Origin of the sequence: Mesorhizobium sp. M7A.F.Ca.ET.027.03.2.1 (genome assembly GCF_003999175.1) — a bacterium.
Taxonomy (GTDB): domain Bacteria; phylum Pseudomonadota; class Alphaproteobacteria; order Rhizobiales; family Rhizobiaceae; genus Mesorhizobium.
In genome coordinates this window covers 1-7598 of sequence record NZ_RZOM01000181.1, presented here as the reverse complement: position 1 = coordinate 7598, position 7598 = coordinate 1, and the positions used below count along the sequence as shown (strand labels likewise).

General features: G+C 56.8%; 6 protein-coding genes and 1 pseudogene. 5 read left to right on the top strand and 2 right to left on the bottom strand.

Annotated features, from left to right (window positions below; translation table 11 throughout):
- Both EN750_RS10770 and EN750_RS10765 read right to left on the bottom strand, forming a co-directional pair.
- Window positions 1-508, bottom strand: a 508-nt coding sequence (locus EN750_RS10770) for an ABC transporter substrate-binding protein (protein WP_245482672.1), incomplete at its 3' end; no start/stop codon positions are given.
- Between the two features lie 59 nt (window positions 509-567).
- Entirely contained in the window at window positions 568-2106 is a 1539-nt protein-coding gene (locus tag EN750_RS10765) for a trimethylamine methyltransferase family protein (protein ID WP_126080626.1), read from the bottom strand.
- Between the two features lie 293 nt (window positions 2107-2399).
- On the opposite strand from EN750_RS10765, the pseudogene EN750_RS10760 reads away from it, so the two are divergent.
- The 5 genes and pseudogenes from EN750_RS10760 to EN750_RS10735 form a co-directional block, all read left to right on the top strand.
- A pseudogene (locus EN750_RS10760) lies at window positions 2400-3326 on the top strand (IS630 family transposase).
- Between the two features lie 1651 nt (window positions 3327-4977).
- Entirely contained in the window at window positions 4978-6012 is a 1035-nt protein-coding gene (locus EN750_RS10750; RefSeq protein WP_206516851.1) for a thiamine pyrophosphate-dependent dehydrogenase E1 component subunit alpha, read from the top strand.
- Between the two features lie 23 nt (window positions 6013-6035).
- Complete coding sequence (locus EN750_RS10745; protein ID WP_206516850.1) at window positions 6036-6992, top strand: transketolase C-terminal domain-containing protein; 957 nt, start codon at window positions 6036-6038, stop codon at window positions 6990-6992.
- Entirely contained in the window at window positions 6985-7224 is a 240-nt protein-coding gene (locus EN750_RS10740; RefSeq protein ID WP_164762741.1) for a biotin/lipoyl-containing protein, read from the top strand. The genes EN750_RS10745 and EN750_RS10740 overlap by 8 nt, the downstream gene beginning before the upstream one ends.
- A 135-nt stretch (window positions 7225-7359) precedes the next feature.
- A partial coding sequence (locus EN750_RS10735; protein WP_127396404.1) for an SDR family NAD(P)-dependent oxidoreductase occupies window positions 7360-7598 on the top strand: 239 nt, incomplete at its 3' end.

The following is a 7598-nucleotide window of genomic DNA, read 5'->3' as shown; positions in this document are numbered from 1 at the left end:
CCCCGACACGAGCGGCCATCGAGTTGCCCGAGACGCCCTTCTCGCACCACCGGGTTATGTTGAAGATTACGTCATCGGCGTCGAATGTATCGCCGTTGTTCCAGGTGACGCTCTTCCGGACGTGGAAGACATACTCCGTCGCGTCCTCATTGATCTCCCAGCTTTCCAGCAGAACAGGTTCGAACGTGAACTCATGTGTGTAACGGACGAGCGGCTCCAGCCAGCAACGAGAGATGTTGGCAAGTTCCACCCAGTCATAGGTACGCGGGTCTTTCTGCGCCTTGACGGGCATTGAGACGCGCAGAATTCCGCCCTTCTTCTGTTCAGCGGCGCGCACCGATTGGGGAAATGCCACGCCGATCAGGCTATAGGCCATCGCACCCGAGGCGCCGAATGTACTTGCAAGCGCAAGGAACTCACGCCGGTCCATCGTGCCTGCTTTGACCTCGCTCGCCATCTTATCGATGGAAGCTGGAACGCGATCCCCATTGCTTCTGAAAAACGCCATGTTTCTTCTCCCTAATTTTATTGTTCCCGGTCCATTTATTCATGGGCGCCTGGCTGGACTTAGGCGAGGCTCGGGGAAATATCCTCCTGGCGTTTCGCCACAAACGCATCGAGTTCCTCGCGGACGGCAGGGTCCATCGGCGGCTGCTCGTAGCTCGCGATGATTGCTGTCGCCTTCTCCCTGCAGCGCTGTGCCATGTCCTTGGAACCTTTGACCTTCCACTGCTCGTAGCTTAGGTAGTCGAGGATCTCCGGCGCGATGAACGCGTCCTTGAAGCGCTTGAGCGTGAAGGAATCTCCGAGATAGTGGCCGCCGGGTCCGATGCGGCGGACGGCTTCGAGCGCATCCTCGAAATATTCGAATGATATGCCCCGCGCGTATTTCTCGATGAGCAGGTTCTGTTCAGCATCGGCGATGAACTTCGCCATGCAGCACACCAGACCGGCTTCATCCCAGCCGCCGGCATGCATCATAAGGTTGGAGCAGGCGCTGGCGCCGGACATGTAGGCGATGGCTGATTCATAACCGGACTGGGCATCGAAGGTTTTGGCGGAGGATTGAGACGCAGTGGTTCGCCACGGCACGTTATAGCGCCTTGCCAGTTGTCCGATGACGGCGTTGATCAGAGTAACTTCCGGCATGCCGGACATGGGGGCGCCGCTGCGCATCGACACCGAGACGGAATATTGACCGTAGATCATCTTGGCGCCTGGCGCGGCAAGCTGAGTATAGGCCAGCGCGGCGAGCGCCTCCGCATTCAACTGGGCGATCGTGGCGGGGATGTCGGCGGGAGTGTTGGCGGCGCCGAGCACGAATGGAGACAGCAGCACGACCTGGTTCGCGTCGGCGAAGGCGCGAAGCCCTTCCAGCATGGTCGAATCCCAGACAAGCGGCGAGTTGCCCGACACGTGACCGATCATCACCGCGTTCTGATCCATGAATGCCTTGCCATGCACGATCTGGCCCATCGCGATCGAGTCGTCGGCACGTTGCTTTCCGGTCGTCAGACCGAAGAAAGGCATGTTGGTTTCCACCAGGCTCGAATGATTGATGTGCAGATGGCGCCATGGCACGGCGATGTCGGTCGGCTCGCAGGTGAACCCGCCCGCGATATGGAAACCGGGCAGCATCTGGGTCAGCCGGTTCATGTTCCGGAGATCCTCGATCGTGGATGCGCGCCGCACGCCCTGAAGATCGCGGATGTTTGGCGCACCCTGCATGACGCCGAAAGTCATTGTATCTGGCGCGATCTCGAAACGCTGTGACGGATCGCGAGACGTCATTTCAAAACGGGAAGGGGCCTTGGAGATGAGATCCATGACCATGTCGGCCTCGAGGCGAACGCGGTGTTCACGGACATCCGCCCCCGCCTCTTTCCACTGCCTGATCGCTGTCTCATCTCTGAATTCGATCCCGATCTCGCGTAGGATCGCCAGCGAAGCCTGATGAATGCGCTCAAGCTGTTCGGCGTTGACGGCCTCCACAGGTCGAATTCCGTACTTGATAGTCGAGACACGCGGCCTTCTTTCAGCCTCCCGTGCCGCAACCACCGAAGACCGGCCTCCGCGGCGTCGGTTTGCGGGAACGTCAGTGTCCATTCAGAGCCTCGCCCGCGATAGCGGAACGACCGGCGTCCCGCATTAAAACACTCGTGGCCCCGCCGTCTAAGAAGGCGTGCCGGATTTGTATCTTGCTGATGATAGGCGCGGGCAATAGCCTTGAGAATGCGCAAAAGGTTTCGCTAGTCTTAAACCCACTTTATGTCCAAGTCCCTCGGGCGAAAGCTTTTTGCGATCCCATCACACCACTAGAGCAGTTCGCGTTTTATCTGATTCGGGATTCCCAAGGATGAGCAAATCAGATTTGATGTTCTGACCGTTGGAGGTCGGGACTGACGAAGGCTTATTCGATGGATCTTCGGGAGCGAGCACTGGCCCGACTTGAAGAGGGCGAGACGAGCCGTGAGGTAGCTGCGGCTCTGAGGGTGGCGGTGTCGAGCGTGATCAAGTGGGCGGCGCGCAAGCGTCGCCTTGGCAGTGCGGCACCTGGCAAGATGGGCGGTCACCGGCCCTATCTGATCGATGGGAGCATCGTGCTTTCGTCCTGGGCTAGGTCGAGCGAGATGCCAACGTGACGCTTCATCAGTTGACGGCGGCACTGGCTGAACGTGGTCTCATCATCCACCCTGCGAGCGTCGGTCACTTCCTGCATCGCGAGGGCAAGAGTTTTAAAAAACCCATTCTGCCGGCCGAGCAGTTCAAGCCCAAGCTGATGCGCCGGCGAGCGCAATGGATGCGCTACCAGACCCGCATTGACCCTACGCGCTTGGTCTTCCTGGATGAACCATGGGTCAAGACAAACATGGCGCCATTGCGCGGCTGGGGTGTGCGCGGCAAGCGGCTGATGGCCCACGCACCATATGGCCATTGGAAGACCATGACCTTCATCGCCGCGCTACGCCATGATCGGGTTGGAGGCGCCTTGGGTCATTGACGGCCCTATCAATGCGCAGGCCCTCCGTGCCTATGTCGCAACCGAGCTCATCAAAGCCCTGAAGCCGGGGGACATCGTCATTCTCGACAATCTCGGTTCCCACAAAGGCCAAGCCGTCCGCGATATCGTCAGAGCTGCTGGGGCGCGGCTCTTCTTCCTGCCGCCCTACAGTCCAGATCTCAATCCAATCGAGAAGCTGTTTGCTAAGCTCAAGCACTGCATCCGACCGTGCCGCCAAACGATCACAACGCCATCGCCCACACCCCAGGTCAGCCCAAACGAATGCAACAACTACATGGAAAGCGCAGGCTATAAGTCAACCTAAATGCGAACTGCTCTAGGACTGCAGAACCTGTGGACGTCGTTCCGCTATTCCTCTCGTGCCGTTCGGACTAATGCTGCCCGGGCCGGCCGCGTACGGTCGTTAGGCTCCCCCTTTCCAGGCGCGTATGGGATGGACTTTCGCGATCCCTCGCTGCGGGCATCGTGTCAGCGCAAAAATTGAATGCTCCTACGAGCGGCTTTAAGCTTGTCATGAAGATGGTCTATGTCGGGCAGCAATCTTTCGCCTGTCAAAGCACTAGCGTCTGGAATAAAGAGCGGCTGATTGCAGTAGAGTTCTTCGAACAGGCCTGAGAATTGAACCATCTGACCAGGAAGTGGCATTCAAATCGCGATTGCGGCGTGGTTGCTTGCGCATTCCGTGCCCTCATTGGCAAATAGCCGTTTGGACGGACAATTGAAGGTGCGCCCATGCATCGGCACGATCGACCTCGGAGCGTTTCTATCACGACTCGCGGCTGTTTGAAGATGTCCTTGGGTAAATTATGAACAAGGGGAAAGGTTCTCGACATGACGTTGCCCGATCAGTTCAAGCGCACTGTAGTCATTGCGGTGGATTTACATGACTGCATCGAAGCGGATGGGGCATGGTCGATCTACAATCGAGAAGAGCTGCTGCGGAGTGCCAAGACAGCTCTCCGATGCATGCCGTGCAGCGGGGCTGCCTATTGTCTATACACAGAATTGGTATGATCCAAGAGGAGTAGACGCGCTACGTCACGAGGCTTTGAACGGCGGACGCCCATCACATAGCGTCGGGCAGGCTGCCGAGATTCATCGTGGACCTGAAACCGGAAGCTAGCCTTGTACGAAAGCAGCGTCCCAGCGCGTTCTACAACACGAATTTGGAGATTTTGCTGCGCCGATTGAATGCGGACCATCTTATAATGTTCGGAGCTTAAGCGAGGTTTGTTTGGAAACGACAGTGTGAGACGCGATTTCGCGCGACTACCGCATCAGGATTTTCAAGGATGCCTGCGGCACCGCGACTGAACTGATGCATATGACGCCATGCTTGACTTGGCCAACTGGCTTTACGCAGGCTCGGTGATCACCGCGGACAACCTAAAGAGGGCTCTGGAGGGTATGCCAACAAGGATTGGCGCTTCGATAGGCCCACTGCATTTGCTTACACACTGGAAAACGTTAAATCCTCTCTACAGCTCCCTTTGAGAGAGACGGCCTCTCAATTGGAAGCCTTTTAAGCAGGCCTATCGCGAAGCCAACCGCCGGCGCGTCAGCCGATCCGGGCAGTAAAAGTTGGGTGGACAGAACTGGGCGGTCAGTTCACGCCGCTGCTGCATAGGGAGGAACCCGGTTCGCGGCACTGCTACAGTTGCCTTTCAGGTTCTGTCATGTGCGGATCTTAACGCGTCACGTTGAGTTCGCTGGCCGCGTTCTCGTACTTCATGCGCGGCCACCGGTCCACGGCGAGAAGCGATTACCTCGGGTGAAGATTGTGAGGCTTGATATCAATCAGGTCTATACCCGACGCCATCCTTTCAGTCTACGAGACGCCCGGAATATGGTTTATTCGAAAAGAGTTATTCTGGGCTTGCGTGCCGCGACAATCTTGGTCGGCGATAGGTATCGAGTAGCCACATCGACAACGGGTTTGACCGGAGTAGATCAACTTGGAACACAAAATAGAGGCGTCGACGTCTAACATTATGCCTGCTCAATTCGCGAGAAGCTTGTATTACGACATGGCGCGTATCAGGCAGTTTGAGAACCGGGTCGTCACCCTAGTCGATGACAACGAGATCGCCGGCGTATGTCACGAGTACAGCGGGCAAGAGGCGGTTGCGGTTGGTATTTGCGGCGCACTCACGACTTCAGACATCGTCACAAGTACCCATCGAGGGCATGGCCACACACTGGCGAAGGGCGGCGACGTTGGCAGAATGTTTGCTGAGCTGCTCGCGCGAACGGGCGGATACAATAAGGGTCGCGGCGGATCCATGCACATTGCTGACGTCGGGATTGGAATATTTGGGGCGAATGGTATCGTCGGCGCTGGAGCCCCTATAGCCTGTGGTGCGGCTCACAAATTCAAAGCTGCTCGCGAAAACCGCGTTGCTGTTTCATTCTTCGGCGACGGAGCAATCAACCAAGGGGTCCTCCACGAGGCGATGAACCTCGCGGCGATTTGGGATCTTCCTGTCATTTTCGTCTGCGAGAACAATCAGTACGCGATCTCGACGCCTCTCAAAGAAGTCACGATCCTAGACCCTTACGTTCGCGCCCAATCCTACGGAATGCCTGGTGTGTGCGTCGATGGCATGGACGTCGAGGCCGTTTATCACGCTGCTCTCACTGCTACGGAACGCGCTCGGACCGGCAAAGGCCCAACGTTCATTGAGTGTCAAACCTATCGCTACTTTGGGCATTATACAGGCGAGCGTCACATGAAGATGAACTATCGATCTCAAGAGGAAGTCGATCGCTGGAAGTTGCGGGACCCTATCAAGATCTGGGCGGCGCGTATGATGGAAAGTGGCTTGTGCGCTCAAGAAGACATTGAAGCTATCGATGCCGAGGTCAACATTGAGATCGATCGGGGCGTCGAGTTCGCTAGGAGCAGCCCCCCGCCGAACCCGGCCGAGGCTCTCGATTGCATGTATGCCGTGCCGTATCCGAACACTCCGGCATGGGGAGTAGAGCCGTGAGACAGCTGAGATTTCTTCAGGCCATGAACGAAGCCTACCATCAGGCCATGGGGGCAGATGAGAGTGTCATGATTATCGGGGAGGACATTCGAGGTGGAATTCGCGGTGAGACGAAAGGCCTCCATGGCGCTTTCGGCGATCTCCGCGTACTCGACACACCCATTTCCGAGGCAGCGTTCACCGGCTTCGCTACGGGGGCGGCTTTGGCCGGTTTGCGCCCAATCGTTCAGTTTCAAGTTCCCTCACTGATTTACGTCGCATTCGACCAGCTAGTCAATCAAGCGGCGAAGATGCGATTGATGTTAGGAGGTCAAGCAAATCTTCCAATCACTTACACGCTTATGGTGTCTGGATCGCGGGGTGGAAACGCGGGCCAGCACTCAGACAATCCCTATCCGTACCTCCTACACGCTGGCTTCAAGGTTGTTTGCCCTTCGAATGCCTACGACGCCAAGGGCCTCATGATCCAGGCGATCCGCGAAGACGACCCCGTCGTTTTCATAGCATCAGCCATGTCGCTTCCGCAAAAGGGTCCGGTGCCGGAGGAAATCTATGCCGTCCCTTTCGGTTGCGGTGACGTTAAGCGTGAAGGATCCGATGTCACAGTCATTGCTATCGGGCATTTAGTGCCCGAGGCTCTAGCTGTCGCTGAGCGCCTCGCCCAGGAGAAAAACATCAGCGTCGAAGTGTGGGATCCTCGGTCTCTCTTGCCGCTTGACAGGGAAGGGCTGTTGAAGTCCGTCAAGAAAACTGGCCGCGTCGTAATCTACGACGACACGAACCGTACTTGTGGGTTCGCCGCCGAATTGAGCGCAATAATAGGGGAGCTGGCGTTTTCATCTCTCAAGGCCCCGATCAAGCGTGTCACGCGAGCTGACGTTCCTATGCCGTTCAATCTTGCGCTCGAAGCTGCTGTTCTGCCGAAGCCGCAGCAACTGGAAGACGCGATCTTAGCCGTAAGGAGCTATGCTCATGTTTGAAGTTCGTATCCCGAAGATGGGTGCATCGACGGTCGAGGTTGATCTTACGAAGTGGTATGTTTCGGTCGGCACCTCGGTCGTTCCGGGTCAGATTCTAGCCGAAGTGGAGTCGGAAAAAACTAACATTGAGATAGAGGCGGAGACCGCAGGCGTGGTTGCCGAAATCCTTGTTGATGAAGGGTCAGCGACGGAAGTCGGAATCGTCATCTGTCGCATCAACACCGGGCAGTAGAAAAGAATCACGGTTCGTTACTTATCTGACTAAACTTCAGAACCTCCGGCGATTTAAGTGCCACTCCTGGCTGCTTACGTCTGCATACCCATTGGTTAGTATTCGGAGTCAACTGCTCGTTGCTGTAGGACTACCATGACGCGGGACAAACGCTTCGAAGGCAAGACGGTTTTGATTACTGGTGGAGCTCGAGGTCAAGGTGCGGCGGAAGCCGTCCAAATCGCAACGGAGGGAGGGCGGGTTGTCATCGGCGACCTCCTAGACGAGCAGGGCGAACAACTTGCAGCGACTATTGGTGAAAAAGCGTCATACGTGCATCTCGACGTCACTAGCGAGCAAGACTGGCGAAGCCTGATCCGCTGTCTGGAGGGGGA

What these genes read in the sequence shown, in the direction of transcription:
- EN750_RS10740 (WP_164762741.1), top strand. Translation starts at nt 6,985, where the DNA reads ATGTTTGAAGTTCGTATCCCGAAGATGGGTGCATCGACGGTCGAGGTT.
- EN750_RS10745 (WP_206516850.1), top strand. Translation starts at nt 6,036, where the DNA reads ATGAACGAAGCCTACCATCAGGCCATGGGGGCAGATGAGAGTGTCATG.
- EN750_RS10765 (WP_126080626.1), bottom strand. Translation starts at nt 2,106, where the DNA reads ATGGACACTGACGTTCCCGCAAACCGACGCCGCGGAGGCCGGTCTTCG.